The organism is Streptomyces deccanensis (assembly GCF_022385335.1).
Classification (GTDB): Bacteria; Actinomycetota; Actinomycetes; order Streptomycetales; family Streptomycetaceae; genus Streptomyces; species Streptomyces deccanensis.
In genome coordinates, this window is record NZ_CP092431.1 from 3467250 (window position 1) to 3493764 (window position 26515).

At 71.3% G+C, this 26515-nt stretch carries 29 protein-coding genes and 2 tRNA genes; 3 read left to right on the forward strand and 28 right to left on the reverse strand.

The window, feature by feature from the left end; translation table 11 throughout:
* Positions 1-132: 132 nt before the first annotated feature.
* The 17 genes from L3078_RS15455 to L3078_RS15535 form a co-directional block, all read right to left on the reverse strand.
* Positions 133-321 (reverse strand): hypothetical protein, encoded by a 189-nt coding sequence (locus L3078_RS15455; RefSeq protein WP_239754221.1) that lies wholly within the window; start codon positions 319-321, stop codon positions 133-135.
* Between the two features lie 2 nt (positions 322-323).
* Complete coding sequence (locus L3078_RS15460) at positions 324-530, reverse strand: hypothetical protein (RefSeq protein ID WP_239754222.1); 207 nt, start codon at positions 528-530, stop codon at positions 324-326.
* 113 nt (positions 531-643) lie between these two features.
* Entirely contained in the window at positions 644-1846 is a 1203-nt protein-coding gene (locus tag L3078_RS15465) for a helix-turn-helix domain-containing protein (RefSeq protein ID WP_239754223.1), read from the reverse strand.
* A 108-nt stretch (positions 1847-1954) separates the two neighbouring features.
* The gene (locus L3078_RS15470) at positions 1955-2275 is read right to left on the reverse strand and encodes a DUF6303 family protein (RefSeq protein WP_239754224.1); all 321 of its coding nucleotides are present in this window, start codon (positions 2273-2275) and stop codon (positions 1955-1957) included.
* Positions 2272-4656, reverse strand: coding sequence for a phage tail protein (locus L3078_RS15475; RefSeq protein ID WP_239754225.1), 2385 nt, complete (start codon positions 4654-4656; stop codon positions 2272-2274). The genes L3078_RS15470 and L3078_RS15475 overlap by 4 nt, the downstream gene beginning before the upstream one ends.
* Before the next feature lie 95 nt (positions 4657-4751).
* Positions 4752-4949: a hypothetical protein gene (locus tag L3078_RS15480; RefSeq protein ID WP_239754226.1), complete on the reverse strand. Its 198-nt coding sequence runs from the start codon at positions 4947-4949 to the stop codon at positions 4752-4754.
* Positions 4946-5758, reverse strand: a complete 813-nt coding sequence (locus L3078_RS15485; RefSeq protein ID WP_239754227.1) for a hypothetical protein — start codon at positions 5756-5758, stop codon at positions 4946-4948. The genes L3078_RS15480 and L3078_RS15485 overlap by 4 nt, the downstream gene beginning before the upstream one ends.
* Entirely contained in the window at positions 5755-5991 is a 237-nt protein-coding gene (locus tag L3078_RS15490; protein WP_239754228.1) for a hypothetical protein, read from the reverse strand. The genes L3078_RS15485 and L3078_RS15490 overlap by 4 nt, the downstream gene beginning before the upstream one ends.
* A 9-nt stretch (positions 5992-6000) precedes the next feature.
* On the reverse strand, positions 6001-6297 hold the full coding sequence (locus L3078_RS15495) for a hypothetical protein (RefSeq protein ID WP_239754229.1): 297 nt from the start codon (positions 6295-6297) through the stop codon (positions 6001-6003).
* Complete coding sequence (locus tag L3078_RS15500) at positions 6294-6692, reverse strand: helix-turn-helix domain-containing protein (RefSeq protein WP_239754231.1); 399 nt, start codon at positions 6690-6692, stop codon at positions 6294-6296. Before L3078_RS15500 ends, L3078_RS15495 begins: the two co-directional genes overlap by 4 nt.
* Positions 6682-7041: a hypothetical protein gene (locus tag L3078_RS15505; protein WP_239754232.1), complete on the reverse strand. Its 360-nt coding sequence runs from the start codon at positions 7039-7041 to the stop codon at positions 6682-6684. Before L3078_RS15505 ends, L3078_RS15500 begins: the two co-directional genes overlap by 11 nt.
* Positions 7042-7107: 66 nt before the next feature.
* Positions 7108-7284, reverse strand: a complete 177-nt coding sequence (locus tag L3078_RS15510) for a hypothetical protein (protein WP_239754233.1) — start codon at positions 7282-7284, stop codon at positions 7108-7110.
* A 15-nt stretch (positions 7285-7299) separates the two neighbouring features.
* A complete protein-coding gene (locus tag L3078_RS15515; RefSeq protein ID WP_239754234.1) occupies positions 7300-8664 on the reverse strand; it encodes an AAA family ATPase in 1365 nt (454 codons plus the stop codon).
* Entirely contained in the window at positions 8661-9107 is a 447-nt protein-coding gene (locus L3078_RS15520; RefSeq protein WP_239754235.1) for a DUF2742 domain-containing protein, read from the reverse strand. Before L3078_RS15520 ends, L3078_RS15515 begins: the two co-directional genes overlap by 4 nt.
* Positions 9104-9679, reverse strand: coding sequence for a hypothetical protein (locus L3078_RS15525; RefSeq protein ID WP_239754236.1), 576 nt, complete (start codon positions 9677-9679; stop codon positions 9104-9106). Before L3078_RS15525 ends, L3078_RS15520 begins: the two co-directional genes overlap by 4 nt.
* A gap of 51 nt (positions 9680-9730) precedes the next feature.
* Complete coding sequence (locus tag L3078_RS15530; protein WP_239754237.1) at positions 9731-9913, reverse strand: hypothetical protein; 183 nt, start codon at positions 9911-9913, stop codon at positions 9731-9733.
* A complete protein-coding gene (locus L3078_RS15535) occupies positions 9910-10152 on the reverse strand; it encodes a helix-turn-helix transcriptional regulator (RefSeq protein ID WP_239754238.1) in 243 nt (80 codons plus the stop codon). Before L3078_RS15535 ends, L3078_RS15530 begins: the two co-directional genes overlap by 4 nt.
* A gap of 142 nt (positions 10153-10294) precedes the next feature.
* Between L3078_RS15535 and L3078_RS15540 the strand changes: the two genes are divergently transcribed.
* Complete coding sequence (locus L3078_RS15540) at positions 10295-10960, forward strand: helix-turn-helix domain-containing protein (RefSeq protein ID WP_239754239.1); 666 nt, start codon at positions 10295-10297, stop codon at positions 10958-10960.
* A gap of 36 nt (positions 10961-10996) precedes the next feature.
* On the opposite strand, the gene L3078_RS15545 is transcribed toward L3078_RS15540, so the two are convergent.
* The 5 genes from L3078_RS15545 to leuS all read right to left on the reverse strand — a co-directional run bounded on the left by L3078_RS15545 (position 10997) and on the right by leuS (position 18696).
* Positions 10997-12469 (reverse strand): recombinase family protein, encoded by a 1473-nt coding sequence (locus L3078_RS15545; protein WP_239754240.1) that lies wholly within the window; start codon positions 12467-12469, stop codon positions 10997-10999.
* 9 nt (positions 12470-12478) lie between these two features.
* Positions 12479-13669, reverse strand: coding sequence for a ComEA family DNA-binding protein (locus L3078_RS15550; RefSeq protein WP_239754242.1), 1191 nt, complete (start codon positions 13667-13669; stop codon positions 12479-12481).
* A gap of 219 nt (positions 13670-13888) precedes the next feature.
* A complete protein-coding gene (locus L3078_RS15555) occupies positions 13889-14734 on the reverse strand; it encodes a DegV family protein (RefSeq protein WP_239754245.1) in 846 nt (281 codons plus the stop codon).
* Between the two features lie 90 nt (positions 14735-14824).
* Positions 14825-15652, reverse strand: a complete 828-nt coding sequence (locus L3078_RS15560) for a hypothetical protein (protein WP_239754248.1) — start codon at positions 15650-15652, stop codon at positions 14825-14827.
* Between the two features lie 182 nt (positions 15653-15834).
* Entirely contained in the window at positions 15835-18696 is a 2862-nt protein-coding gene (gene leuS, locus L3078_RS15565) for a leucine--tRNA ligase (RefSeq protein ID WP_239754250.1), read from the reverse strand.
* Between the two features lie 404 nt (positions 18697-19100).
* Between leuS and L3078_RS15570 the strand changes: the two genes are divergently transcribed.
* Together L3078_RS15570 and L3078_RS15575 are read left to right on the forward strand one after the other, a co-directional pair.
* Positions 19101-20513 carry a ferric reductase-like transmembrane domain-containing protein gene (locus L3078_RS15570; RefSeq protein ID WP_239754252.1) on the forward strand — a complete coding sequence of 471 codons (1413 nt, stop codon included), beginning with the start codon at positions 19101-19103 and terminating at the stop codon, positions 20511-20513.
* Positions 20510-22126: an NADH-quinone oxidoreductase subunit NuoF family protein gene (locus tag L3078_RS15575; RefSeq protein WP_239754254.1), complete on the forward strand. Its 1617-nt coding sequence runs from the start codon at positions 20510-20512 to the stop codon at positions 22124-22126. Before L3078_RS15570 ends, L3078_RS15575 begins: the two co-directional genes overlap by 4 nt.
* 126 nt (positions 22127-22252) lie before the next feature.
* Here L3078_RS15575 and L3078_RS15580 read toward each other — a convergent pair.
* The 6 genes from L3078_RS15580 to L3078_RS15605 all read right to left on the reverse strand — a co-directional run bounded on the left by L3078_RS15580 (position 22253) and on the right by L3078_RS15605 (position 26513).
* Positions 22253-22325: transfer RNA gene (locus tag L3078_RS15580), tRNA-Ala, on the reverse strand.
* 247 nt (positions 22326-22572) lie between these two features.
* Positions 22573-22806 (reverse strand): hypothetical protein, encoded by a 234-nt coding sequence (locus L3078_RS15585; RefSeq protein ID WP_005479297.1) that lies wholly within the window; start codon positions 22804-22806, stop codon positions 22573-22575.
* Positions 22807-23206: 400 nt separating this feature from the next.
* Positions 23207-23279, reverse strand: a tRNA-Ala gene (locus L3078_RS15590).
* 132 nt (positions 23280-23411) lie between these two features.
* Positions 23412-24080, reverse strand: coding sequence for a histidine phosphatase family protein (locus L3078_RS15595; RefSeq protein WP_239754255.1), 669 nt, complete (start codon positions 24078-24080; stop codon positions 23412-23414).
* On the reverse strand, positions 24077-24523 hold the full coding sequence (rsfS, locus tag L3078_RS15600) for a ribosome silencing factor (RefSeq protein WP_239754256.1): 447 nt from the start codon (positions 24521-24523) through the stop codon (positions 24077-24079). The genes L3078_RS15595 and rsfS overlap by 4 nt, the downstream gene beginning before the upstream one ends.
* 175 nt (positions 24524-24698) lie before the next feature.
* Positions 24699-26513, reverse strand: a complete 1815-nt coding sequence (locus L3078_RS15605) for an LCP family protein (RefSeq protein ID WP_239754257.1) — start codon at positions 26511-26513, stop codon at positions 24699-24701.
* Positions 26514-26515: the final 2 nt, after the last annotated feature.

The window sequence follows — 26515 nt, forward strand, 5'->3', positions numbered from 1 at the left end:
GGCAGGTGCAGCCGCACCGCAGCGTCATCAGCGGCGCCTCCCACGAGGGTGCGCCCTCGCGCCGTACCGGTCCCGGGCCGGAGCAGTAGCGGTGCATGCCCTGCTCGCACTCCGGCGTCTTCGCGGCAGCGGTCACAGCGGCTGATCGGCGAACGGAACGAGGTCGTACGCGTGGCGGCACGAGGCGCACGCGAACAACCCGCCCGGGCCGGAGCCTGAGCCCTGGTCGTCCGGGACGCGCACGAGGCGCGCGCTGCGGCTGAAGTCCTCGTGCCACGAGCAGAAGGCGAACGATGCGGCCTCGTCGGTGTCCTTGGCCACGGTCACCCCCTCCGCTTCCGGCGCGGCTGGTGGTGGTTGCGGATCTCGACGTTCAGATCCGAGACGCGCGACCCGTCGTCCTGCGCCCTGGCCTCGGCCCGCTGCTTCACCAGCGCGGCACACACCCCGCAGTCCGCCGGCGGCACCGGCTCATCGAGCGGCAGGGCGAGCAGGGGCGGCGGCTCCATCGTGGTGTGACAGTCGGTCATGGTCGGCTCCATGGCAGGCGGACGTGGGTACCGTCACATCGTGCCGACCAGGCAAGGCCCTGCCGTTGCCAAGCTGGCAACACCCAGGGCCTTGACCGCCGTTGACCGGAGCGCTACACCCCGCACCAGTTGGCGAACTCCAGCAGATCCCCCGACGCCTTCGAGCGGGCCCGCAGCAGCGTCGCCACCGTCTCGTGCACGCCCGGGTGATACCGGGTCTGCTGCGGTGCTGTCCGCCGGGCGTTCGCCAGCGACGTGAACGCATCCTCGTGCCGCGCCGTCCACGTCTCCGCGCGCGCCCGATCCACCCAGTAGTGCCCTGCCCTCGCTTCCGGATAGTCGTCCGGGAGACGGACCTTGCGCGCCTTCTCCAGCGCGCGGGCGTGCTTGTCCCGGTCGCTCGACGCCGACATGCCGTGAATCACGACGTTGACGGGGCCGAACACGAGCCCGTAGTCCCGGGTCTCGCCAGTCTCCTCGGCGATCTCCCCGGCCGCCGCGAGCCAGTCGTCCGCGCCGGCGGTGTCGCCCTGGCGGCTGGAGAGGATGGCGCCCTTCAGGTGCAGGGCCCCGCGCACCGCCTTGGTCGCCTGCTCGCCGTCGTCGTCGAGATCCTTCAACGCCTGCTTGACGAGGAGGACTCCGCGGTCGTGGCGGGCGGCGTCCGCGAGGAGCTGCGCGCGGTCCCACCGCTCGATGGCGACCTGCCGCGGGTCACCCGATTGCGGGGCGGAGACCGCCATCCGCGAGAGGGCGAGCCGGGCGAGGTCACCGAAGCCGATCTGACGGCCCACGACGTACACGGTGCGGCACAGCTCCGCTTGCAGCCACGCGGCCCGCTCCAGCGCGTGCCCTGGCCGTTGGGTGAGGACGTGGGCGCCGACCTCGGCAAGCAGGGAGGGCAGTTCGTGGGCGATCTCGATGTACTCGGCGCGGGCCCGCTGCCGCTCCAGGCCGGCCACGACCGCTTCGAGGTCGGCGACCGGGCGGGGTGGCGGGTCGTCGTCGCCGAGCGGGATGTCCCAGTCGTCGAGGGCGACGCTGATCGGGGTTATCAGCTGGTCGAGCTGGTCGGCCTGGAGCTGGTGGATGTAGGGCTGGCCGTGGAGCACGGTGATGCTGACGGACAGGGCGCGGGCGACCGCCGAGACGATGGCGGGGCTGGCCTGGCGTTGGCCGGTGATGATGCGGGAGAGCATCGACGGGGAGACGTTGGCGCGGCGGCCAAGCTCGCGGAGGGAGAAGCCTCGGAGGGCGCTCAGTTCTTCGATACGCGCCCCGATTCCGCCGGTGTCCCGGCGCATGGGGTGTGGCATGCTGAACTCCGTTCTGACCTCGACACTCAGAACGGTACGCCCGGTCGGCTCCGGGCGTGAGCGTGTGCGGCCCCTGCAACCTGCGGGGGCCGTCGTGCTGTTGACGCTTCAGGCGGCGCCCTGAGCCTGCGCCGTGGCCTCCCGGTCTGTCAGCAGGCGGATCGGGGTCGTGGCCGCCACCATGAGCCCTCCCGTCTCGGACAGGCCCTCACCCCACCGCCACGCATCCGGGCCGCCCTCGACGACCGCGTACCCGAGGCCAGCGAGAGCGTCGTAGCGCTGCATCAGGGACGGCGGCCCGACCTGGTCCCACTCGCTGTACACCATCGAGTAGTCCCCGCTCGGCAGGACGATCCGCAGCCGCCACAGGCCAGCCGGGGGGATGTCTGCGGACCAGCCGAGCATGGCCAGCGTCTGCGTCTCGCTCATGCCGCCCTCTTCCCGAACGCGTCCTGCACGTTGCCGCCGCCCTCGATCTCCACCCACCGGCGGATCGCGCGCTGAAGGTCGTCCTCGCCCCCATCGATCTTCAACCGCACGTTGACGTCCACGGCCTGCGCCCCCGAGGACGCTCCGAAGCTCCCGAGGCCGGGCATGGACAGGTCGCCGGGCAGGGCCAGGCCCGTGCCCATGCCGAGGCCGCCGAGGACCGGACCGAGACCCGGCATCCGGTCGAGGGCAGACTGGACGCTCGGCATGGCGGCCTCGATGCCCCTGGCGAAGTCGGTGACCAGCGCCCGGCCGGAGTAGGTGGTGTACCCCTTGCCCGAGAACGGGCCCTCCTTCGCCGGGGAGTGGGGGAAGAACCCGCTCGCCGCGGAAAGGACGCTCCCCGCAGCCGACTTGACGTCGTCGACCATTTCGAGGATGCCTGCTACGAAGCCCGCGATCAGTGCGCGGCCAGAGCCGACGAGGACCCCGCTGAGGTCGCCGAGCGCAGACACGGCAGCCCCAGGCAGGGAGGCCAGTCGGGACACGGCGTCGCTCACGAACTCGGAGAAGCTCCGGCGGGCGCTGCCGACGAACTCCAGCACGCTTGAGATGGCGGCCACTGTGAAGCCGGAGACCGAGCCCTTCGCGATCTCCCAGGCCCCGGCGAAGTCGCCTTGGAGGAGGTTGACCACGATCCGGGCGGCGTTGCTGACGGCATCGAACGCGCCGACGACGAAGCCGGAGAAGATGCCCGCGACGAACGAGGCGGCCTCGGCGACGCCCACCAGAGCGGGCGCCAGCAGCTGGAGCAGCTCGGAGGTGAGTTGCAGGTAGATGCCCATCAGCGGCAGCGCGGCGGTGACGATCTCCATCAGCGGTGGGATCAGTTCGCCGAGGATCGGCGCGAGTTCGCCGAAGTTCCTGGCCGCCTCTTCGAGGAGCGGGGTCAGTTCGGGGAGAGCCTTGGCCAGCTCCTCGCCGAGGATGTCGACCAGGTCGTTCACGAACGGCGAGATTTCGGTGATGACCGGCAGGAGCATCTCGAAGGCGGTCGCGAGCAGCGGAAGCACGTTGTCGGCGAGGTTGCTCGTGACGGACATGAGCGCCTGCAGGGCGTCCTGGAACTCCTGCGTGCCGGTGACTTCCGCGAGGGCGCCGGTGATCTTCTCCAGGGTGCCGACCAGGCCCCCGCCGGATGCCTGTGCGGCCCCGAAGACGTTGCTCAGGACGGTGCCGATGTTCCCGCCGACGTCGAGGAGGTCGCCGATGAGGTCGATGGCGTTCTCGATGGCGCGTTCCATCGCCCCGGACTCGAACGCCTTGCCCAGCTTGTCGCCGATCCGGAACGCAGCGTCGCCCGCCTTCTCGGTGAGCCGCTCGAAGCTGGGGCCAGCAGCGGCGGCGACCTGGCCGAGGGCGGTCGCGACGACCCCGGGGATACCGGAGAGGTTGAGCAGGCCCTTCGACGCCGAGCCCATCGCTCTGCCGAGGGTGCCGTCTTCGGCGAGCTGCTTCGCCGCCCCCAGGGCACCCTGGCCCATGAGGTTCAGGGCGCCGGCGGTGTCCAGCAGCTCCCGACGGACGATGGGGAAGGCGGACCGCCCGGCGCGTTCGAGGTCTTCGGCCAGGCCCTGGAACACACGGTTCTGCACGTCCTGTTGCAGGTCGCGGAGCGCGGGGGCCGCGTCCTGGACGGCGAGGGCGAACGCCCGTGCTTCGGGGCTCAGCTTCTTCAGGGCCTCGGCGAACTCCTCGCCCTTCGACGGGTCCAGCGCCGAGGAGAGCGCCTCGTCCATGCCGACCGCCGCGAGCTTGACGACCGCCGAGGCCTGCCGCACGGCGAGCATGGCCGAGACGCCTACGCCCGCCGCGGGGGCGATGTTCTGGAGCGTTGCCGCGAGCGCCGCGCCGAGCGGTACGGCTGCACCAATGGCTCCGGCGATGGGGGCGACGCTGCCCGCTACCCGGAGCAGTCCGCCAGCCATGCCCGCGACGCGGCCGAGGACGTCCTTCAGGCGGGTCAGGTCGCGGGTGCTGTCCTGGGTGGCGCTGCGGGTGTCGTCGCCCATCTGTCGGGCGGCCTGGCCCGCGGCGACGAACCTGCCCCGTACGTCCCTCAGTCGGCCGTTCGCGTCGGTCGTGAACTGGTTTGTGGCCCGGTGGGCGACGGTGATCGCGCCTGTGAGGTCGTCGCGGAGGGACATCGACATGACGCGGGTCTCGGAGACGAACCGGCCGCGGAGGTCCCTGAGGCGCTGGTCGGTGGAGACCTGGAAGCCGCGCATGCGGAGCTGGGACTGAGCGAGGCCGCGGCGCATGCCGGTGTCGTCGGCCCGAATGAAGCCGACGAGCTCGCCGATCGTGAGTGCACCGGACATGGCGCGGTCCCTTCAGTTGCTTCGGGCACCCATCCCGTTGCCTGAGGCAACCAGTAGGGCTGAGAAAAGCCCAACCCGCGAGGGCCGGGCTCAGGTCAGGCGGTCTGGGGCTGGCCGATCGGCTCGACGCCGTAGCCCTGCGCGCGGAAGTACGCGAGCGTTCGTGTCATCGGGTGCTGTACGTCGTGCTCCGGAACGTCGATCTCGGCGACACCGTTCGTGAACTCCACGCCGGCGGAAGCGCCGGTGAAGTCCGCAACGATCGTGGTGATCCGGTACCTGGCCATGGTCATCGCCCCTCTCGGGTTGCGTGGTGGGGATGCGCGGACGCCGGATCGGGCGCCTTCACGCCGACGGGAGCGCGCCGCGTGGAGAGCGCGTGGGCCTGGGCAGAGCGGCCCATGCACGCCCACTCCTCTGGGCTGTGACGCCACTCCTCCGCGAGAGAGGGCATGGCCTTCATGACGCGGCCGAGGGTGGCGTCCGGGCCGTCGAATGCCTGGCTCAGCTCGCCCTCGCTGAGCTTGTCCTGCCCGGTGGCGAGACGGACGGCGGCGGCCACCAGCTCGGCGGCCGACAAGAGCGTCACCATCGGCTGGCCGGTGACGATCGTCCCTTCGGGGTGGCGGGCCACGCCGTGGTGGAGCGCGAGGTCTCCGGGGGCGCCAACCTGCTCGAACTCGCCCTCAAGGGCGCGGATCCGCTGGTTGATGCTGCGGATGCGGTTGCTGCGGGCCTGGGCCACGTCGATCAGGGCGTTGACGGCTGCGGCGGCGTCGCGGATGGCTTCGGCCAGGGGGCCGTGATCGTCGTCTGTGACCAACTGGCGGGCGTCGGCGGCCAGCTGCTCGGCGCGGGCGGCCCGGTCGGCGGCCTCGGCGGCGGTCAGCTTGCGCTCGGCGGCGGTAATCCGCAGCTCGGCGAAGTCTGCGAGCTGGCGGGCCTCGGCAAGCTTGGCTGGTGTGACGTCGGGGTCACCGTCGCGGGCGCGTTCGGCAAGGGCGTCGGCCAGGCCCTGCGCTTCCCCCTTCTCCTTCTCTGCGGCGGCGAGTGCCTCGCGGGCCTGGGCGGGGGTGAGGTCGGTCGTGCTGGTAGTGCTCATTCCTGACCTCCCTGGCCGGCGGGGGTGGTGCGGGCGACTTCGAGGGCGCGGGCCTCGACGCGGGCCCGGTACTCGGCGGGAAGCGCGTCGTAGGCCGGGGTGCCGTGCAGCTTGGCGTCGGCGTCGAGGCGGGCCGCGAACTGGCGCTCGGCGTCGGCGTTGGGGTTCTTCTGGTCGGCGAAGCGGGCGCCGACTGCCTCACTCAGGGTGGGGCGGGGCGTCTCGGGTGGCATGGGCTTCTCCTACGGCCAGTAGTTGCGGAGGGGTTCGCCGGGCTGCGCGGCGTCCTGGAGGTGCACGGAGGGGCTGCGCGGGTAGGTGCGGGTCTCCATGTCCTGCATGCGGGCCACGGCGGCGGTGTACTCGGCGGGGGCGGTGGCGTCGGCCTCGATGACGTATCCGGCCCGCTGGAAGTAGGTGAGGTGCGGGTTGTTGTCGGCCACGTACGCCTCGCCGAGGACGAACCAGACGGGCGCGGTGGAGTCGACGGCGTGCGGGCCGTTCACGACGTCCCCGGCGGGGGCGAGGATCTTCTTCACGCTGCGTGTCCCTTCCGGAAGGCGTCGAGGGCGGTGGGGTCGACCAGCCAGATACGGCCGGCGCGGCGGGCGGGGAGGCTGCCATTGCGGGCAAGGCGCCGCGCGTACTGGGGTGAGCACTCCAGCAGCGCGGCGACCTCCCTCATGCCCAACTCCACGGTGTCAGCGGGGGCGGTAGGGGTTTCGGTGGGGAAACCGGGGGTGTCCTGCTGGTCGGCTGCGTGGAGGGCGTACAGCAGTGCGCGGATGCGGGGGGAGATTTCGCCGCCGTCGGCGCGGATGCGTGCCGTCAGGTCGCGCACGAGGGCGCGGAGGACGTCCCCGGCGACCGAGGCCGGGACGATGACCGAGCCGTCCGGCCGCAGCAGCGCGGCGACGGTGGGGTCAGGCGGCATCGTCGGGTGCCGGTCCGGGACGGCGTGCCGTACGTGCGTCGAGGCGGGCGAGGATGCTGACGGCCCGCTCGTCGCCACGGCGTGCGGCGGGCCGCAGCGTGGCCCTCAGCTTGTCCTCTTGGGCCTTGAGGTCGGTTTGGTGGCGCTGGCTGGTGGACTCGGCGGCCTCGGCGTCGGCGGCGAGCCTGCCGAGGGTGTCGGCGGCCTCTCGGACGATCCGCTCGACGGTGGGCATGAGCTTGGGGTCGTGGCGGCCGGCCTCGCGGTGGAGGCGGGAGATCGCGCGGCGGAAGCGGGCGTTGGCGGTGTCGAGCTGGTCGCGGCCGGGGTACTGGGGGTTGGCGGTCACAGGGGGGCTCCGTACATGTATGCGGGCGATGTGCGCGAAGGGGGCTGGAACCGGATGCGCGGCGGGTCAGGTGTGGGTCTGGCGCTGGGCTTGGATGCGTTGCCAGGTGGGGCACCAGTCGTCGTGTGCGATGCCGATGGACCACATGCCGGGTTCGAGTTGGGTGATGCGTTGTTCGGCGTTGCAGGTGTTGCAGCCGCCGGGGATGACGGCGCCGTCGAGGTGGTCGGGGATGACGCTCATGAGGGGCTCCAGGGGTTAGCAGGCGACGTGTCGGTCGTGGCCGCGTGCGGCCCATTCGGCATCGAGGGGGGTGTGGCAGACGGCGCAGGTGGGCCCCGTGTGACCCACCTGCCCCCTCCCTAGTGAGGGGGAGGGGGCAGGCAGGTTTTTGGCACCCTGCCCGAACCTGCCCTCGACCTGCCCGGGGCAGGTTTGATCTGGGGTTTCCTCCTGCCCTGCCCCGTCAGTGAGGGCAGGTTGTGTTACTGGTGAGTAGGGCAGGTCTGGGGGCAGGTTTCCACCCCGCTCCTTCCGGACCCTGACGACCTCTTGGATCTTGTCCTTGCTCGCCTTGATCTCCATCTCGGCGAGCTGCTTGACGATGCGGTCCCGGCCCCAGCCGTACGGCACGTGGGCCTTGTCGAGTTGCTGCACGATCCACGGGACAGAGCCGGGCTCAGGGCCTCGTTCGGGGAGCGCATCGAGCGACTCGATGACGAGGGAGGTGACTGGCCGGCCGTCGGGCTTGGCCTCGCCGTCGAGGGCGATCCGCCTCAGGCCGAACTGGAGGTCGTTGCCCTCCTCCTCGTCCTTCTGTTTCGTCGCCTTCAGGGTGAGGACGATGTTCGAGATCCGGTCGCCGGTCTTCTTGACGTTGATCTCGGACTGCATCGCGCCCTTCACCGAGGAGGCGCCGCGGCCGTGCTCGCCCTGGTGGCCGGTGTGGTGCACCAGGCCGATGCACGCTCCGGTGGCGCGGCGCAGGTCGTCCATGCGGTCGACGACCTCGCCCATCTCCTTGTTGGAGTTCTCCTCGACGCCGACGGACACGCGGGCCTGGGTGTCGATGACGACGAACACGGGCGCCAGCTGCTGCGCCAGCTCGGTGAACACGGTCCACTCCGGAGACCGGGCCTGCACCGGCCGGGGCAGGAACAGCACGTTGTCCATGCGGACGCCGTAGTGCTGTTCCCAGGCCCTCACGCGCTTGCGGATGCCCTGCTCGCCCTCGGCGACGAGGTAGACGACAGTGCCCTGCCGGACGTACTGGCCGTGCCAGCGCATGCCGGTGCCGACGTGGCCGGCCATGTCGAGGAGGACGAACGACTTGAAGGTGCCCGACGGTCCGATGATCCGCGCTGTGGTGTTCATCTGGAGGAGGTCGCCGACGAGGGGTTCCAGCGGCGGGATCTTGTCGAGGCCGTCGGTGTCGAGGAGTTCCGCGCGCATCTGCGCGACGCAGGCGGCGAGGTACTCCTCGCCCGACATCGTCTCGGGGTCCGGCCGTACAGGCTGCGCGGGGACGTAAAGCCCCGACTCGGTCCGGGCGACGTCGGCACCCCGCAGACCCGCTGCGCGGATGTGCGTCAGCGGGTCTGCGGGATCGTGCGGGGTGGTCACTCGCTGTTCTCCCAAGTGAGGTACTCGCCGGGTCGGCCGGGGATCTGGATGGGCGGCCAGCCGGGAGTCGCGGTGAGCCGGTGCGGCTCGCGGGTGCGGCTGATGCGGCGCTGCGTGAGCCGCTGATCGGCGGCGGCCTGGACGGTGGCGACGGCTTGGGCGCGTGCGTCGGCGTAGCGGCGTTCGTCGGCCATCCGATGCAGCTCTGCGGCTTCGAGGGTGGCGACGTAGACGCGCGGGTCGTCCGGCGGCAGTTGCAGCCACGGGAGGGTGCCGTACATCGGCCACGCCTCGCCGCTGCGGAGGAGGGCAGTTGCCTGGGCGCAGGCGCGGAGGTGGGTGACCTCTCCGGCGTCGGCGTCGGGCGGGACGGTGTGCAGGGGCCGCCCCCGCCCGACCGCGAGGGCCAGGCGAGGACGGTCCGGGTTGCTGCGGCTGGTCACGCGCGCGCCTCGCGGGTGAGTTCACCGAGGAGCCAGCGCAGTCCGCGCGCGGTTTCCGCCGGGTCGTCCGAGAGGCGCAGCGCCCGCTCCATCGCCGCGTGAGCGGTGCCGAACGCTTCCGAGCCGCGCGCCTGGTCGATGGGGAAGCCGCCGACGTCGGGGCGGGCGAGGTGTTCGGCCTGGGCGCCCTCGACGGCCCGGATCAGCTGCTCGGCGGTGTCGCGCGGGTTGGTGGTGAGTCCGTCGAGGCGGAGGCGCATGGCCTCGGCGATGGCGGCCTCGGCGCGAGCAGCAGCCTGGACGGCCGGCGTGCTGGCGGAGTTGGCGCGGACGATGTCGGCGCGACGCTGGTCGCAGTCGGCGCAGAGGCCGAACGTGATGTCGTCGAGGCCGGTGAAGGTGGTGGTGGCAGGGGCCGAGCAGTCGCCGCACGTGGCGGTGTCGATGCCGGGCGCCACCGGCAAGGCCGGGTGTGCGTCGAACGGGTCGACCGGGTGGGCGAGCGCGGCGGCGATCCGGGCCGCGATGTCCGGGCGGCTGGCGGTCGGCCTGGAAAGGGTCGTACGCTTCACGTGAGTCTCCGTTTCTGCGTCGGCCGGGTTGCCCCCCGGCCGTTCGCGTTTTCAGCTGGCTTGCTGGTCAGGGGTCTCGATCGACGGCGTCACGGTTGCCCCCGTGGCGCCGTCCTCGTTCTTGTGGTGTCGCGGCTGAGCGAGGCCGAGCAGGGCGACGATGCGCCTGCACTGCGCGTCGGTCAGCGGCTTGTCGCGGTAGATGTCGGCGAGGGTGCGCTGAGGGCGGCTCACGCGGGCTCCCGCATGGCCCGGATGGCCTCGGCGTACCGGCCGAGCAGGTTGCCCCGAGGCGTCCGGCGCCCGGATTCCCACAGCGCTACCGCCTGCGGTGTGACGCCCACGGCATCAGCCACAGCCGCCTGCGTCAGGCCCGCAGCTACTCGGATGGCCCTTCGCTCGGCGGGCGCCGGAAGATCCGGGCGCACACGTCGGAAGGTGCGGATTCTCTCCGCAACCGTCGTTTCGGTCATGTTGAGAACGGTAGGCCCACCCCCTCACTTTGTCCAGATGGGTCGGCTCACCACTTCACTTCAACATCTAGGGTGGGCTCAATCCGGCCCAATTGGCCCAGGGTCGTTGACCTAGCGTTGCCCTGGGTGCGACATTCACGGGGTGAGTAACTCCCATGACGATGAGCCTGAGCCGAAGTTTCCACAGGTCACCGACGTACATCACCCCACCCCTGACGAAGCGAAACAGGGGATCGTGGGGCACTTCGTCCAGTCGGGAGATGGGTGGACGGCGGTCGGCACAGTGGCCCGTGGACCGCAAGGGCTCTCGATCATCCGCCTGGAGGTCATCCCCGGAAAGGTCGGCGACGACGTCGGCCCGAGTGTCACGTCGAGGATGCTGCGCGACATTCCGGTGGGCGCGCTCCTCGACAGGGTCCGTCAGTGGGCCGCGATGAACGAGGCGCTGGCAAGCGTCTCGGGAGAGGGCGTTCTGATGGGCTTCGAGCGTCCGTCGCGGACAGCCGACGAGATCATTGCGGCCGGTGCGCCGACGGAGCCGCGACCCGGTCGCGCCGCCCTGCCGGACGAGCTGATGCGCGCCGTTGCTGAGGGGTATATCGCCGAGTCCGCTCCTGGCATGCCCCGAGGAGCGGTGAAGCGACTCGCCGAGGCGCTGGACAGGCCAGAGCAGACCGTATCGCGGTGGGTGGCGCGAGCCCGCAAGGAAGGCTGGCTGGGGCCAGGCGCGGCGGGCAGGGAAGGCGCTGAGCCGGGCCCCCGCCTGGTGGCGCACATCGCCGCCGAGCGCGCCAGCGCCGAGCAATAGGACAGCCCCCTCCCAGCGCGAGGGGGCTGTGGCATGTCAGGCCTCGAACGGCACCAGCCGTCCGGGGTCGAACTTGTTGCCCATCGACCGATCGTGCGGCAGCACGTCGTACCCGGGCACCAGGGCGAGGACGACCTCGCGCTTGTCTGCTGGCGCCAGCCCCGACCAGCCCGCCGCGATGTCGTCCTCGGCGAGCAGTCGACGCAGCACCCGAGGCGCCCGCGACGTCAGCAGGGCCCGTGACTCCTTGATCCGAGGCTCGATGATCCGGCGCCCCTCCTGATACTCCGGGAACGTGATCTCCCTGCGGGCGAACATGCCGGCCATGAGCCGCAGCTGCGCCTCGTCGTTGGCCAGCTCGGTGCGGGCCTCGTCGGTCACCTCCGTGTCCGCGACCGTGCGGAGCCGCTGCAACACCTCTGGCTGGCTGAGGAGTTCGAGGATCTGCCGCTCGACTTCGTCCTCGGCGAACTGCGCCTTCACGGCGATCTTCCCGCAGCCGTCGAGGGAGGGCGGGCACCAGTACCGCCGGCCGTTGTTGCCTGACCAGCCGTGCAGCATGCGACCGCACTTCGAGCAGCGCAGCACCCCGGTGAGCCAGCGCTGAAGGGTGAGGTCGACCGCGCGGTGACGCCCGGCGAGCCGCGCCCGCACTTGCTCCCACCGCTCTTCAGGCACGATCGCATCCCACACGGCCTTGCCGACGACCTCGCCGCGGTACTCACGCAGGCCCGCCACGGACGGCTTGGAGACGACCGAGCGCACCGACCGGTCACGCCATGCGGCGCCCGTCACCGTAGGCACCTTGCGGGCCTGGAGGTCTGCGGCGATCGAGTTGAGGGACTCCCCCATCTCCGGGTCGATCTGCTCGCGTTGCTCCTCGGTCCAGCCGTCCCAGTCACCGAGGATGCGGGCGGCGATCTCGCGCACGATCTCGGCCTCGGTCTCGTTGATCTCGTGGCCCTTGGCGGTGAAGCCGTAGCCGCGATACCCGCCGCCGGGCGGCTTGCCCTCAGCGGCCAACGCCTCGTGCTTCCGGGTGACTCGACGGGCGGTGTCCCGGCTGGACTTGTTGGCGATCGTGACCATGATCCGAGCCATGGCGATGCCGCTGTCGTCGTCGAGGCGGAGCGACCCGGTGACGCTCATGACCGGGATGTGGGGGCGCCTGGACTCCACCACGTCGATCAGGTCTTCCAGGTCCCGGGGGTCACGGGCCACGCGGTCGAGGTCGTACGCGAGCATGCCGTCTCGCTCGCCGGACGCGAGCTTGTCGAGGGCGGCCCGGAAACCTGGCCGGACGGTACGGAGCGCGGTCGACCCGTCGGGGAGTTTGGTCCTGCGTCGCTTGTACGCGGAGGTGTCGTTCTCCACGATGACCTCAGCGATCGTCCAGCCGAGCCGGTCGGCGAGGGCGCGTCCGTCCTCCTCTTGCCGCCCTACTCCCCCGGCGTCTCCGGCCTTGTCATCGCTGATTCGAACGAGCAGCAGGGCCCTTGTTGGAGTCATGTCCATAGGTTACCGTCGAGATGTAGGATCGCCGATGCCGTTGACCTCGCGCAGCTCGTCCACCGAGCGGAAGCCGCCGTGCTGGGTGCGGTAGTCGATGATGTGCTGGGCGAGGACGGGGCCCACGCCGGGCAGAGTGTCCAGTTGGTCGGCGGTGGCGGTGTTGAGCGATACGGGGGTCGTGGGCGCCGAGCCTGCGGCGGCTCCGCCCGCCCCGGCTGCCGCACCGCCACCCCCGCCCGATCCCGCCCCCGGCACCGCGCCCGATCCCGCCCCCGGCACCGCGCCCGGTCCGGCCGCCGGCGCCGGGGTGCCGACCAGGACGTGTTCGCCGTCCACGAGGAGCCTGGCGCGGTTGAGCCCGTCGGTGTTCGTTCCCGGTCGGACCCCGCCCGCCGCCCGCAGCGCGTCGGCGACCCTCGAACCGGCCGGCAACCGTTGGATGCCCGGTCTGCGCACCTTGCCGCCGACGTCCACCACGATCAGGGGACCGGCCGAGGACGCCACCGACCCGGGCGGGGCGCCCGACACCGCCGCCGCGCCGCCTCCGGGCGCACCGAACGGTGCCTCCACGCCCCCTGGTGCCACCGAGGCACCAGGAGCTCCCGCCCGCACCACCTCGGGCGCGCTCACCGGCTGGGTCCGGCCCGCCCAGAAGTGCTGTGCCGCGAACACCGCTGCGACGACCAGCACCACGCTCAGCGCGACGACGCTCTTCCGCTCGATGCCGCACCGCACCTGCAACCACAACGGCAACCGCTCCCGCACGGCAGGCCCCACCCGCTCCCGCCACGCGCGCCCAGCGTCACGACCCGCGTCACGACCAGATTCACGACCGGTGTCACGGCCCGCGTCACGATCGGCGGCTCCGTCGTCGGCGTAGGAGGCGATCGCCTCGGGGGCACCGCCATCGGAACCCGACGCGGCCCGACCGTCGCCCCCGCCACCGGCCCCGCCGCGAACACCAGCCCGCCCAGGACCCGGCGGCGGCCCGTGCCCCAACTCCCGGGGCTCCCTGGCCGTTTCGGGAAACAACGCCTCCGTGCGCAGGCGGAGCGCATCCGCCGATGCCTGGTGGCGGCGGCCCGCCCTGCCCCTCGGCCGCCGAGGGTGGTGGTGCCGGGCGCGCCCGTCGGAGGAAGGGCCCCGGCCGGGGCCGCTGGTGACCGTCGCTGTACGTGAACGTGATCGAAGTGCCATGCGACGAGGATCGGGCACACCTGACCACTCGCGATGATCTTGCTCAATTCCCGTGGATTACTACCCAGTTGTGGATAACTCCGTCACCCACACGAGCGACGCGAGCGAACGGCCCCGACACGAGCGACCCCAGTGAACGGGTCCCACACGAGCGACCCCTGCGAACGGACCCCACACACGTCGACCCAAACAAAACGGATCCGAGCGACCTCGCCCGCCTCATCGAGGCGAGACGACCACCCCCAGCAACCCGGGCCCGGTGTGGGCCCCGATCACCGCCCCGACCTCGCTCACATGCAGATCGGCCAGCCCGGGCACCCGGCCCCGCAACCGCTCCGCGAGCGCGGACGCCCGCTCCGGCGCCGCGAGATGGTGGACGGCGATGTCGACCGGCGCCCCGCCCGCCCGCTCGGCGACGATCTCCTCCAGGCGGGCGATCGCCCTAGACGCCGTACGGACCTTCTCCAGCATCTCGATACGGCCGCCGTCCAGCCGCAGCAGCGGCTTGACCGCCAGCGCGGACCCGAACAGCGCCTGGGCCGCACCGATCCGGCCACCCCGGCGGAGGTAGTCCAGGGTGTCGACGTAGAAGAACGCGGACGTCCCCGCGGCCCGCTTCTCGGCGGCCGTGACGGCTTCGTCCACCGTGCCGCCCGCCTCCGCGGACTCGGCGGCGGCCAGGGCGCAGAAGCCGAGGGCCATCGCGACCATCCCGGTGTCCACGACGCGCACCGGCACGGGTGCTTCGCGTGCCGCGAGCACGGCCGCGTCGTACGTGCCCGAGAACTCGGCGGAGAGGTGGAGGGAGACGATGCCCGTGGCGCCCGACTCCGCGACCCTGCGGTAGGTCTCGGCGAACAGTTCGGGGCTGGGGCGGGAGGTGGTGACGGACCGTCGTTTCTGCAGTGCCTGGGCCAGGGAGCGGGCCGAGATCTCGGTCCCCTCTTCGAGCGCCTGGTCGCCGAGGACCACGGTCAACGGCACCGCGGTGATGCCGTGACGCTCCATCGCCGGCGGCGGCAGGTAGGCCGTTGAATCGGTGACGATCGCGACATGGCGGGACATGAGCTGGAGGTTACCCGCCGAGCCGCGCCGACGGCAGCCCGGCCCCTGTCACCCGCGACCGCGCGGAGCGGGCCGCCCGCGTCGAGTGGCTCAAGTGGTGCTCTCCGGGTGGGACTTCTTCTGCCACGGGTAGGTCGGCCGCGCGCTCGGCGGCGTGATCGCGGGCCTGGGCAGCTCCTGGCCGCCAGAGGCCTCCCCACCACGCGACGCACCCCCACCGGCCCCGGCGGCACCGCGCGACGCACCGGACCCGGCGCCGCCCGACGCGCCCGCCCCGGACCCGGCACCGCCCGACTCGGGCGTCTCCTGCCAGGTCTGCCCGGTGGTGGCGGTCGGCTCCGGCTTCGGTGCCTCGGGCCACACCGCGGCCGGTTCCGTCGTCCAGTGCCGCAACGCGCCCGCCTCGACGTCGATCTGCGCGCTGAGCGTGTCGAGGTCGTCCTCCGCGAACTTGCGGGCCCGGTCGTGCGCCGCCCAGCGCAGCGAGTCGGCGGACTTGATGATCCGCTCCGTGCGCTCGCGCAGCGCGGGCAGTCGCTGGGCCAGCTTGGCGCGGTCGGGCTCGGGCTCCAGGCGCCGCAGCTCGTCGTCCAGCTCCCGGCCGTGCTTGCTGAGCTGCTCGAAGAGAGCCAGGGACTCCTTCAGCGACTCGTCCTCGCCGACCCCCGCCTGCAAGGCCTCCTGGGTGGCTCGCATCGATGTGCGCAACTTCAGCCGCAGATCGGCCAGTTGCCCCACGGGCCCCGGCTGGGCCAGGCTCCTGGCGCGCAGGGTGGTGTCCTCGACGGTCCGCTTGGCCTGCGTGATCGTACGGTCCACGCCGCGCTTGGCCGCGCCGACCGCCTTCACGGTGGCGTACGCGCCCAGCACCACGAACAGCACGAAGAACAGGGCGACGACTGCGATGACGGCTTCCACGACGCGCTCCTCCTCCGACCGGCACGGGCATGTGCAGCGGCGCTCTTCCACGGTAAACGCAACAGGCAGGCCCCAGGTTCCATCGGAACCCGGAACCTGCCCGTAGGGGACGACCCCGAAGCACCACCGATCGACCGCGCCACGGCTACCGACGGCTACCCCCGGTCACCGAGCGGCCGCACTCACGTGACGATGTTCACCAGCTTCGGCGCCCGCACGATCACCTTCCGGATCGGTGCCCCGGCCAGCGCCGCGACCACCTTCTCGTCGCCCAGGGCCGCCTTCTCCAGCTCCTCCTCGGAGATGGTCGGCGGCACCTCCAGCCGGGCCTTGACCTTGCCCTTGATCTGGACGACACAGGTCACGGCCTCGTCGACGACGTACGCGGGGTCGGCGACGGGGAAGTCCTGGTGCACGACGGAGTCCGTGTGTCCCAGCTTGCGCCACAGTTCCTCGGCGATGTGCGGGGCCAGCGGCGCGACCAGCAGGACCAGGGCCTCGGCGACGGAGCGGGAGACCGGGCCGCCCACCTTGGTCAGATGGTTGTTCAGCTCGGTGACCTTGGCGATCGCGGTGTTGAACCGCAGGCCCTCCAGGTCCTGGCGGACCCCGTCGATGGCCTTGTGCAGCACCCGCAGGGTGGCCTCGCCGGGCTCGCTGTCGACGACCGTCACCTCACCGGTGGCCTCGTCGACGACGTTGCGCCACAGCCGCTGCAGCAGCCGGAACTGGCCCACCACCGCGCGCGTGTCCCACGGCCGGGAGACGTCCAGCGGGCCCATCGCCATCTCGTACAGGCGCAGCGTGTCGGCGCCGTACTCCTCGCAGATCGACTCGGGGGTGACCGCGTTCTTCAGGGACTTGCCCATCTTGCCCAGCAGGCGGCTGACCTTCTCGCCCTGGTAGTAGAAGGCGCCGTCGCGCTCCTCCACCTCGGCGGCCGGCACCGCGAACCCACGGCTGTCGCGGTAGACGAAGGCCTGGATCATGCCCTGGTTGAACAGCTTGTGGAACGGCTCGGCCGACGAGACGTGGCCCAGGTCGAACAGGACCTTGGACCAGAAGCGCGCGTACAGCAGGTGCAGCACGGCGTGCTCGGCGCCGCCGACGTACAGGTCGACACCGCCGTGCGGCTGGCCCTCGCGGGGGCCCATCCAGTAGCGCTCGATCTCCGGGTCGACCAGCTTCTCGGAGTTGTGCGGGTCCAGGTAGCGCAGCTCGTACCAGCAGGAACCGGCCCAGTTGGGCATCGTGTTGGTCTCACGCCGATAGCGCTTGGGACCGTCGCCCAGGTCCAGCGTGACGTTCACCCAGTCCGCGTTGCGCGACAGGGGGGTCTCGGGCTGGGTGTCGGCGTCGTCCGGGTCGAAGGTGCGCGGGCTGTAGTCCTCGACCTCGGGCAGCTCCAGCGGCAGCATCGACTCGGGCAGCGGGTGGGCGACGCCGTCCTCGTCGTAGACGATCGGGAAGGGCTCGCCCCAGTACCGCTGGCGGCTGAACAGCCAGTCGCGCAGCCGGAAGTTGACGGTGCCCTCACCGATGCCGGACCGCTCCAGCCACTCGGTGATGCGTGCCTTGGCCTCGACGACGCCCAGGCCGTCCAGGGAGACGCCCTCACCGGTGGAGTTGATGATCTTCGCGTCGTACGAGGCGAAGGCGTCCTCCCAGGTGGAGGTGTCCGTGCCGCGGCCGTCGGTGGGCTCGACGATGCAGGTGATCGGCAGCTCGAAGGCGCGCGCGAACTCGAAGTCGCGCTGGTCGCCCGCCGGGACGGCCATGATCGCGCCGGTGCCGTAGCCCATCAGGACGTAGTCGGCGATGAAGACCGGGATCCGCTCGCCGTTGACCGGGTTGGTGGCGTACGAGCCGGTGAAGACGCCGGTCTTGTCCTTGGCCTCGGCCTGCCGCTCGACGTCGGACTTGGAGGCGGCCTGCGCGCGGTAGGCGGCGACGGCCTCGGCGGGGGTCGCGTGCCCGCCGGTCCACACGTCGTGGGTGCCCTCGGGCCAGGCGTCCGGGGTGAACTTGTCGACCAGTGGGTGCTCGGGGGCCAGCACCATGTAGGTCGCGCCGAACAGGGTGTCGGGGCGGGTGGTGAAGACCGTGATGTTCTCGCCGTCGATGGGGAAGTCGACGCGGGCGCCCTCGGAGCGGCCGATCCAGTTGCGCTGCTGCAGCTTGATGGCCTCGGGCCAGTCCAGCTCGTTCAGGTCCTCCAGCAGACGGTCGGCGTACGCGGTGATCCGCATGTTCCACTGGCGCAGCTTGGCCTTGAAGACGGGGAAGTTGCCGCGCTCGGAGCGGCCGTCGGCGGTGACCTCCTCGTTGGCCAGCACGGTGCCCAGCCCGGGGCACCAGTTGACGGGCGCGTCGGAGGCGTAGGCCAGGCGGTACTCGCCCAGGACGTCGGCTCGTTCACCGGCGCTCAGCTCGCTCCAGGAGCCGCCGCCGGGCAGCGCGCGCTCCCCGGACTCGAACTGGGCGACCAGGTCGGCGATCGGGCGGGCCTTCCTCGCCTCGTCGTCGTACCAGGAGTTGAAGATCTGCAGGAAGATCCACTGGGTCCACTTGTAGTAGTCCGGGTCGATCGTGGCGAACGACCGGCGCTTGTCGTGGCCCAGGCCCAGTTGGCGCAGCTGGGACTTCATGTTGGAGATGGCGGCCTCGGTGGTGACCCGGGGGTGCTCGCCGGTGGCGACGGCGTGCTGCTCGGCGGGCAGGCCGAAGGCGTCGAAGCCCAGGGTGTGCAGGACGTTGTGGCCGGTCATCCGCTGGTAGCGGGCGTAGACGTCGGTGGCGATGTACCCCAGGGGGTGGCCGACGTGCAGGCCCGCACCGGACGGGTACGGGAACATGTCCATGATGAACTTCTTGGGCCGGGCGGCCAGCTCGGCGTCGCCCGCCAGGTCGCCCGTGGGGTTCGGCGCCGCGTACGTGCCGTCGGCGTCCCAGAAGTCCTGCCAGCGTGCCTCGATCTCGGCCGCGACGGCGGCCGTGTAGCGGTGCGCGGCCACCTCGGCGGCAGCGGGGTTCGTCTCGCTCATGATCCTCAAAGCTCCATCGATCGTCTCTGCCAGCGGGCTGTTCGTCCAGGAAACGAAAAATCCCCTCGCACAGGAGGGGACGCCGCGCTGATGCCGACCACGCCGTCAGAGGCGGTCGGGACTGATCAGCGCGGCCCGCTAAGCAGAAGGCGTACGGCACGCATGCGGTCAGGGTACCGCAGCCCCGATGGACACGGACCCGCAGCGTGTCAGCCACGGAATCCGGCCAAAAAAGTTGAACTTTATTCAAATCTTACTTCGCGTAACAGCCGCTAAGGGACATCACAGATGTGAGATTGCCCCTTGATAACAGCGCAATAACTCAAACCTCGTACCGCCCGGTATTGGCACCACTTACAGTTCGACGACGGGACCGCTTTCCCGAACTGTTCGGAGTTGCCCCCATGAACCCTCGTCGCAGTAACAGCTCGCTGCCCCAGACAGGCCGCTCGGCCTACGGGATAGCCACGGCTGCCGCTCTGCTGCTGATACCCGTAAGTGTGCTGGTCGGAGGTGACGCGTACCGGGAGTTCCTCGACTTCGGAGCGGGCGTTCTCTCGCTCGTCTCGCTCACGCTCTCGGTGCTCTGGGGGCTCGTCGCCCAGGACCGGACGCTGCTCACCGTGCGCCAGCGGATCATCGGCCAGGCCGTCCACCGGACGACCGCCATCGCCTCGGTCGCGTTCCTCGTGCTGCACGTCTCGGTCAAGCTGGCGCTGAACCACGTCTCCGCGATCGCCCTGTTCCCCTTCGCCCTCGGCGTGACGGGGTCGGGCGCGCTCATCGGCTTCGGCGCGACCGCCGGCTCCCTGATGATCTTCGTGGCCATCACCGGAGCACTCCGCAGCAACTTCGCCTCCCCGGCGCCGGTCGCGGCACGCTGGCGCGCGATGCACATGATGGCCTACCCAGCCTGGTGTTTCGCGCTCGTGCACGGACTCTACGCGGGTCGCGAGGCCAAGCCGATCTTCGTGATCCTCTACTCCGCCGGCCTGATCGCCGTCGCCGCCGCCCTGCTGCTGCGGGCCGCGCCGCGCGAGGTCAAGCGCGAGGTGGTCGAGCGCGTCGCCGCCATCCTGGGCACCGACGGCCAGCGGCCCCCCGAGGTCGACGAACTCGTGAAGTCCCGTTCGGCCCTGCAGGGCCTGGACGAGACCGGCGGACGCCGTGAGGGCGGCCGGCGCGAGGGCGGACAGCGTGACCAGATGCGCGACACCGGCCAGTTCCCGCTGCCCGGTTTCGGCGGCGGGCAGGGCAACCCCCCGCTGGGCGACCCGCTGGTGCCGCCGCAGCGCGCGGGCGCCTCGGCCGACAGCGGCCCCGGTTTCGCGGCCGCGTACCGCGCCGTGTCGATGACCCCGCGCGCCTCGGAGCCCACCGCGCCCTATCTGACCCAGCAGCAGCCGCCGTTGGACATGCAGCCGACGCAGGCCATGCCCCGCATGGACGACGGCTCGACCACGGGCAGCACCCGCTGGCCGGCGCCCTCCCCGCCGCCGGTCGGCGAGGCGCCCCCGTCGGCGTACGACCCGATGCAGGACACCTTCGCCGGGCAGCCGTTGGGCGGGCAGTCGTACCAGGGCGGCCAGGCGTATCCGGGCCAGGCGTACCAGGGCGAGACGTACAACACCGGGGCCACCCCCGTGGTCCCCGAAACTTCCTACGGAACCGCTGAGACGAACGCCCCCTACGGCACGTACAACCCGAACGACACGTACAACAGCGGTCCCGCCACTGAAACGCTGTCCGGCTACGAGGACTACAACCAGCCGGGCTCAGGCGAACCCTGGAACGCGCCTTCCGGAGGATTTAAGTGAACGAGGCCCTTCCCGACGTCCCCGAAGTCCGAGTGGTGGGTCTTCCCCAGCTCACCTCGGGCTTCGACCTCGTCGAGAGACTCGACCTCCCCATGCACCTGAAGGTGCACGGTCCGCTCGAACCGATGGGCGGCGAGCAACTCGCCCAGCTGTCCGAGCGGATCAACCTCAAGGGCAGGGGCGGCGCGGGCTTCCCGTTCCACAAGAAACTGCGCTCGGTAGCCGAGTCGGCGATCAAGCGCGGCATCCGACCCGTCGTGGTCGTCAACGGCAGCGAGGACGAACCCGCCTGCCGCAAGGACACGGTGCTGATCAACCGTGCCCCGCACCTCATCCTGGACGGCGCCCTGCTGGTCGCGGAGGCCCTGGGCGCCCGCCAACTGGTCATCGGGGTGACACGTGAATCCACCCAGCGCTCGATGGAGGCCGCCCTCTCCGAGCGCGGGCTGAGCAACCGGCGCGGCGCCGCCATCCGCGCGAGTGTGCAGCGCAACCCGGTCCGTATGGTCACCGGCGCCGCCGGCTCGCTGATCCGCTCCATCGACGGCGGCCCGCCGATCCCGCCCGGCCGCAAGACCAGCGCCTCCAAGAGCGGTGTCGGCGGCGCGCCGACGCTGCTGTCCAACGCGGAGACGTTCGCCCAGCTCGCCATCGGCGCCCGCATCGGCTCCGAGCGGTACGGCAACACCGGCCTGTACGACGAGCCGGGCACCGTCATGCTCACCGTCTCCGGCGCGGTCGCCCGCCCCATGGTGATCGAGGCGCCCACCGGCGTGCCGCTGCGCTACATCCTCCAGCTCGCCGGCGCGCCGCCGGTCCCGCAGGGCGTCCTGACCGGCGGCTACCACGGCAAGTGGATCGACGCGGCGACGGTCAACGAGGCGGTCGTCTCCCGCAACTCGCTGGACGCGGTGGGCGGCGCGCTCGGCGCGGGCGCGATCCTGCCCATCAGCCAGGAGACCTGCCCGCTCGGCGAGTCGCTGCAGGTCGCCAAGTGGCTCGCCGAGGAGAGCGCGGGCCAGTGCGGCCCCTGCTACCTCGGGCTGCCCGCCGCCGCGCGCGGCATGGAGGACATCCTCAACGGCGGCGGTCCGGCCGCCCTGGAGGCCCTCAAGCAGGTCGCGAAGAACGTCAAGCGGCGCGGCGCCTGCTCGCACCCCGACGGCTCCGCGATGTTCCTCGAATCGACCATCAAGGCGTTCACGGACGACCTCGCGGCACACGTCCTGGGCAACGGCTGCGGCCGGCCCGTGGAGGGCGTGCTGCCGCTCTTCGAGGGCGGCCGCATGCCGACCGGCATCCCGGGCGGCGCGGGCCAGGAGGAGAGCGGCGCGAGCCGCCAGAAGATCTTCGTCGACTGGACGCTCTGCCGCGGCCACGGCCTGTGCGCCGACATCCTCCCCGAGGTCTTCCAGCTCGGCGCCGACGGTTTCCCCACCGTCGCCCAGGCCAAGGTCCCTCAGTACGCCGAGGCGAAGGCCCTGCGCGCGGTGCGTCGCTGCCCCGCGCTCGCCCTGCGCATCGAGGAGGACAACCGCCTCTCCGCCCCGTCCCGCAACCTCCCGGTCCTCTCCCAGGGCCGCGGCCGCCGGGCCCTGGGCAGCGGTCGCTGACGCACGTACGCAAAGGGCGGGCCACCCCACTCGGGGTGGCCCGCCCTTTCACCGTCCGCGTCCGCCGTCGCCGTCGTCGTCGCCAACAACGCGAAGACCCCGTCCACTTGGACGGGGTCTTTTCTGTGGAGCTAAGGAGAATTGAACTCCTGACCTCCTGCATGCCATGCAGGCGCTCTACCAACTGAGCTATAGCCCCTTGCGGTGTTGTCCGCCCGGTTTCCCTGGCGACGACGCCAACATTACCGGTCCCCCACGCGCACCACCAAATCGTTTCCGTCGGGCGCGAACTATGGGAGGATCAGGGAGCTTTTGCCTGATTTCGCGGGACCCACCGCTCAGCCTGCGTTCACCGTCCCGTCCCCCGACGGCCGTCACGCGGCCGCTGGGGCGCCCGTGGCGGCCCGGGGACGGGCGACTGCCGGGGACGGGCGCCGAGTTGACGCTCAGGCCGTCACGAACGAGTAGAAGCGTTTGAGCGTGCAGTGCTCTTCGAGGAGCCGGCCGTAGATCGGCTCGCCCTCCAGCTCACGGTACGTCTCGATCGGGTCGCCTTTTATGATCAGCGCCCGGGCGCATTCCTCGCACCAGTACTGGTAGTCGGCGTTGACGGGCTCCATGTCGCGGACGATGGGGGTGCCGCTGCCGCACCAGTCGCACTTCCTCCTGTGTGCACCCATCGATCAGCTCCAGCTGTGGCCGCAGGCCGTGCACACGTAGGAGATCCCTCCGTTGTCACCGAGGACTTGGGCAACGTGGAGCGAGCCGCAGGAAGGGCAGAGGAAGGTGGTCTTGCTCCGCATCACCACCGCTGCGGAAAGGTCGTGGACCCTCCCGCGGATGCTCGCAGGCATCGCTTCTCCCTCCCGTCCGGGCCGCGCCCCCTTCCGGCCGTTTGATTCTGCCACGGCCGGACCAATACGGTCAGCGACGCCTTCGTACCAGTCCCGGCACGGAGTGGGAAAGAAGGCCGTCCGCAGAGGTATACGCCTCCGGGGCCGGACCTGCTCAAGAAGGGACGCAGGTCACACACGAAAAATCCCGCTCCCTTGCGGGAACGGGATCTTCTGTACCGATCTGTGGAGCTAAGGAGAATTGAACTCCTGACCTCCTGCATGCCATGCAGGCGCTCTACCAACTGAGCTATAGCCCCTCGTGCCACACGAACGGTGACCACTCGGTGTTTCGCCCCGCTCGGCGGGGCGAACAAGAAGAACTTTAGCCTGCGACCAGCCGGAAAGTGAAATCCGGGCCCCGAGCCGTGTGACCAGGCCTCTTACGGGGCTCAGTCGTCGTCGCCGAGCACCGGCTCGGGGAGCGTGCCGGCGTTGTGCTCCAGGAGCCGCCAGCCGCGGGCGCCCTCGCCGAGGACGGACCAGCAGCAGTTGGAGAGGCCGCCGAGGCTCTCCCAGTGGTGGGGCTCCAGGCCGAGGAGGCGGCCGATGGTGGTGCGGATGGTGCCGCCGTGGCTGACCACCACGAGGGTGCCGTTCTCCGGGAGCTTGTCGGCGTGCCGGAGCACCACGGGGGCCGCGCGGTCGGCGACCTCGGTCTCCAGCTCGCCGCCGCCCCTGCGGATCGGCTCGCCCCGCTTCCACGCGGCGTACTCGTCGCCGTGCCGGGCGATGATCTCGTCGTGCGTGAGGCCCTGCCAGACACCGGCGTAGGTCTCGCGCAGGCCCTCGTCGTGGCTGACCGCCAGGCCGGTGAGCGCGGCCAGCTCGGCGGCCGTGTTCGCGGCGCGCGCGAGGTCGGAGGCGACGATCGCGTCGGGCCTGAGGGAGGCCAGCAGCCGGGCCGCGCGACGGGCCTGGCCGAGGCCTGTCTCGGTCAGCTCGACGTCCGTGGTGCCCTGGAAGCGGCGCTCCACGTTCCACGAGGTCTGGCCGTGCCGCCACAGGATGAGGCGGCGGCCCCGGCCCCTGCGATCCGCGGAGTCGATCCCGCCCGTCACCGCAGCTCCCCGCCCAGCTCGGCGTCCTCCTCGGCTGCCCGCAGCTTGGCGTGCTCCTCGCCCTTGCCGCGGGTGGCCTTGGCGTCGGCGGGCAGCTCCAGCTCGGGGCAGTCCTTCCAGAGCCGCTCGAGGGCGTAGAAGACCCGCTCCTCGCTGTGCTGGACGTGCACGACGATGTCGACGTAGTCGAGCAGCACCCAGCGGGCCTCGCGGTCGCCCTCGCGGCGGACCGGCTTGGCGCCGAGCTCCTTGTTCAGCCGCTCCTCGATCTCGTCGACGATCGACTTGACCTGGCGGTCGTTGGGCGCGGAGGCGAGCAGGAAGGCGTCCGTGATGGACAGCACATCGCTGACGTCGTACGCGATGACGTCGTGCGCGAGCTTGTCGGCGGCCGCCTGCGCGGCGGTGTGGATGAGCTCGAGGGAGCGGTCGGTGGCGGTCACTACACGGCTTTCGGTCGTCGGTCAGGGACCCTCGCGGGTTACTGCAAGGATCTCACGGCCCACCGACACCGCCCCACGGGTTAACGGATCAGGCCCCGGAGCCGCGCCGATACGGCGGCTCCGGGGCCTGCTGTCGATCACCCGGCTCGATCCCCGGCTCGATCGCCCGGCCCGGTCAGCCCGTGGTGCCGGTCGTCCCCGTGGTCCCCGTGGTGCCGGTCGCGCCGGTCGTCCCCGTGGTCCCGGTGGTCCCGGTGGTGTCCGTCGTCTCGTAGTTCTGGCCGAGGACTACGGAGACGTCGGCGTTGGACGTGGTCTCGCCCTTCTTGACGGCGCTGGTCGGCAGGCCGAGGGTCTTGGCGACCTCGATGGCGTCCTGCTTGCGGGCCGCGTCGGAGTAGGTGACCTGCGAGGTCGCCTGGGCGGTGGCCGTGGTGCCGGCGTCGAGGAAGGTGTAGCCGCCGTTGAGGACGACGACGCGGGCCTGTTCGGTGGCGTCCTTCTCGCCGGTGGCGTTACGGATGCCGACGCGGACGGCGTCCCCGGCGTCGGGGCTCTTCGCGGCGCCGCCGAGCAGGTCTTTGACCACGCTGTCGGAGTCCTCGGCGCTGAGCGTGCCGTCCTGCTGGACGGGCAGCAGCTCCGTCTTGTAGTCGCCGCCCTTGGCGTGGTCGGCCAGCTTGGCGAGGAAGGTGCCGAGGTCCTTGTCGCTGAGCGAGGGGTCGAGGATCTGCGCCAGCGTCTGCACGGTGACCGTGGCGGCCTGGGAGTCGGAGGACAGCTTGCGCAGTACGCCCTGCATGACCTGCCCGAACCGCTTCAGCTGCGCGTCCTGCGACTCGCCGGAGGCCCGGTAGGTGGCGTAGGCGACGGCCATCTTGCCGCTGAGGGTCTGGGCCTTGCCCTGGGTGACGAGGGGGGCCGCGCCCTTCTTCTTCGCCTCGGGGTCGGGCACGTCGGTGTCGGTGTCGACGTCGATGTTGCCGACGAGGCCGACGAGGTTGTTCAGGTAGGGGGTGTCGAGCCGCCAGGTGCCCTCGATGTCGGTGCCGAGGACGGTGTCGAGGGCGTCACGGGTGCCGGAGGAGCCGTCGTCGTCGACGGACTTGGCGAGGGTGGTCGTGGTGCCGTCGTCGCCCGTGAGGGCGAGGGCGTTGGGGATCAGGACCGTGGCGCCCCGCTCGGTGGTGGTGTTGTTCACCAGCAGCGCCGTGGAGGTGCCGCCGCCCTTGGTGTCGTGCAGGTGGACGACGATCACGTCCCGTTTCTGGGCGGCCGCGGAGGTGGTGGTGCCGGTCTGCTCGTCGGAGGACGCCCCGGGCAGCATGCCCGCCCACCACAGGTAGCCGACGCCGCCGACCGCGACCAGGGCGAGGACCACCACGAGGGCGACCATCCGGCTCCTGGCCCGCCGCTTGGCCTCCTCGCGGCGTTCGGTGCGGTTCTCGGTGAAGTTCAGCCAGTCGATGACGTCCTCGGAGTCGCCGTCGGGCTCCTCGACGAAGGCGAACTGCTCCGTCCGGTACTCCCGTTCCCCGGAGTCGCCCTCCGGGGAGACGTCGTCGGCGAGGGGCCCGTTCTCCCCAGCGGCCGTCTGCGGTGCCGACTGCTGCGGGATGTAGGCGGTCTGCTCCGTGACGGGCGCCTGCAGTCCGGCGGCGGCCGTCTGCCCGTAGGGGTCGTACGGGTCGTAGCCGGTCCCCTGCGCCTGGTGGCCCGGGTCGTAGCCCGTGCCGCCCGTGCCGTAGCCCTGCGGGTACTGCTGCTGGGTCGCGTACGGGTCGTAGCCGTAGCCCTGGCCGTATCCCTGCTGCTGCCCCTGGGTCTGCTGCGTGCCGTGCTGCTGGGTCCCGTAGGGGTCGTACGCCTGTTGCTGAGGCACCTGCTGGGCGGGCGCCTGTCGGTACACCGGCTGCCCGTACTCGTCGTAGCCGACGAGTTCGTAACTCTGGTCGCCGCCCCCGTAGCCGGCGTCGTATCGGTCGTTCACCG